The 2,260-nt window shown below is 73.8% G+C and carries 3 protein-coding genes; all 3 read right to left on the minus strand.

Features of this window, described 5'->3' with window-relative positions:
• The coding region (gene eboE, locus AOK00_RS41070; RefSeq protein ID WP_055604315.1) for a metabolite traffic protein EboE at positions 1 to 1,115 on the minus strand (1,115 nt) is incomplete at its 3' end.
• 9 nt (positions 1,116 to 1,124) lie between these two features.
• Positions 1,125 to 1,973, minus strand: a complete 849-nt coding sequence (locus AOK00_RS36105) for a TatD family hydrolase (RefSeq protein ID WP_055604316.1) — start codon at positions 1,971 to 1,973, stop codon at positions 1,125 to 1,127.
• The coding region (locus tag AOK00_RS36110) for an EboA domain-containing protein (protein WP_173861743.1) at positions 1,973 to 2,260 on the minus strand (288 nt) is incomplete at its 5' end. The genes AOK00_RS36105 and AOK00_RS36110, both read right to left, overlap by 1 nt.

The raw sequence follows: 2,260 nt of genomic DNA on the forward strand, positions 1-2,260 counted from the left end.
GCGTGCAGGGGGACGTGGAAGTGGGCGCGCCAGGGGGACGCGTCGGGGAGACCGTGGGCGGTCGCGGCGTGGTCGTCCGGGGTGGCGAGCGCCTCGGGCAGGTCGTCGGTGCCTCGGAGTCCGGCGGCGGTCCTGGTGCGGGTCTGGTGGAGGAAGCGGGGCTCGGCGAACGCGGCGAGCGCCGCCCTGACCTCGGGGAGGTGCGGATGCTCCGCGTGGAGCGCGGCCGAGAGCTGTGCCTTGGGCACGGGGATGCCGGCGGCGGCGAGCGCGTCCAGGGCGGTGCGCGGGTCCTCGAAGGAGGTCGCAAGATGACAGGTGTCGAGGCAGACGCCGATGCGGGGGGAGGGTGCGGCGCTCAGCGCGGGGCTCGGGTGCGGCGCGGAGCTCCCGCGCGGTGCGGAGCTCGGGTGCGGCGCGGAGCTCCCGCGCGGTGCGGAGCTCGGGTGCGGCGCGGGGCTCGGATTCGGTGCGGGGCTCGGATTCGGTGCATGGCTCGGATTCGGTGCGGTGGTGAGCGCGGCGACGGCGTCGGCGACGGTCTCGACGATGCAGCCGGGCTCCGGTTCGAGCCCGATCCGGATGCTCCGCCCGGTGAGTTCCTCCAGCGCGTCGAGCCGTCCGGCGAGCGTCGTCAGGGCGCCGTGGGCGGTGGCGGCGGCCTCGGCGCCGAAAGGGGTGCGCCAGGCGAGGGGCAGAGTGGAGATGGAGCCTTCGGTGACGTCCTCGGGGAGCAGCGCAGCGAGGAGCCGGGCGAGATCGGTGGTGTGGGCGAGACGATCGGGGTGGGTCCAGTCGGGCTGGTAGACGCGGTACTTGACCTCGTCGGCGCCGAACCCCTCATACGGGAAGCCGTTCAGGGTGACCACTTCGAGGCCGCGGCGGTCGAGTTCCGCGCGCAGGGCGCGAAGCGAGGCCGGGTCGGTGATCAGGGAGCGGGCGGCGTCCCGGGCGAGCCAGAGGCCGACGCCGAGCCGGTCACGGCCGAGGCGTCGGCGGACCGGCTCACAGTGGTCGCGGAGCTGGGCGAGGACGCCGTCGAGGCTCTCGGCCGGGTGCACGTTGGTGCAGTAGGCGAGGTGGACGGTGGAGCCGTCGGGGTGCCGGAAGCGCATGGGGGTTCCTCATTCCCCGCCACGGAGCACGGAGTTGCCCTCGTGCAGGTCCGGCGGGGTGGGGAGGTCGAGGTGAAGACGTCCGCTGAGCCCGTAGAAGGCGACGGGGTTGCGCCAGAGGACCTGGTCGACGTCGTCGTCCGTGAAGCCGGCGCCGAGCATCGCCCGGGCGACGGCGCGGGTCTTGAGGGGGTCGCTGCGGCCCCAGTCGGCGGCCGAGTTCACCAGGACGCGGCCGGTGCCGTACTCCTTGAGGATCGCGACCGTCCGGTCCTCGTCCATCTTGGTGTCGGGATAGACGGAGAAGCCGAGCCAGGCGCCGCTGTCGGCGGCCTCCTTGACGGTCGTCTCGTTGAGGTGGTCGAGGAGGACGCGGTCCGGGGCGAGCGCGGACTCGCGCACGACGTCGACGGTGCGGCGCAGGCCGGTGAGCTTGTCGCGGTGCGGGGTGTGGACGAGCGCCGGCAGGCCGTGGTCGGCGGCGAGCTGGAGCTGGGCGGCGAGCGCGGTGTCCTCGGCGGGTGTCAGGGAGTCGTAGCCGATCTCGCCGACGGCGACCACACCGTCCTTCGCGAGATACCGGGGCAGGTCGTCGAGGACGGGGACGCAGCGGGGGTCGTTGGCCTCCTTCGGGTTGAGGGCGAGGGCGCAGTGGTGGGCGATGCCGTGCTGGGCCGCACGGAACGGCTCCCAGCCGAGGAGGGAGTCGAAGTAGTCGAGGAAGGAGGCGGGCGAGGTGCGCGGCTGGCCGAGCCAGAAGGACGGTTCGACGAGGGCGCGGACACCGGCGTCGTACATCGCCCGGTAGTCGTCCGTGGTGCGCGAGGTCATGTGGATGTGGGGGTCGAAGATGCGCATCAGGACTCCTCGGTGGGGGCGGTGAGGGCGAGGACGCGGGTCAGACCGCCGGGGATGTCGCGGCCGGCGGCGGTGCGTTCGGCGGCGTGGTCGACGAGCATCCGGGCGAGTTCGCCGTCACCGGCGGCGCGCTCGGCGAGTCCGGCGACGGCGGTGACGGGGACGTCGGTGAAGAGACATTTGAGGAGGGCGTGCCGCCAGGCGTGGGGGGTGAGGTGGGCGGCGGCGTAGGGGCCGACGGCGGCGGTGATGAGGGTGGTGTCGTGGGTGCGGAGGGCGTCCTCGAC

It is taken from the genome of Streptomyces aureus (genome assembly GCF_001418135.1).
GTDB classification, from domain to species: domain Bacteria; phylum Actinomycetota; class Actinomycetes; order Streptomycetales; family Streptomycetaceae; genus Streptomyces; species Streptomyces aureus_A.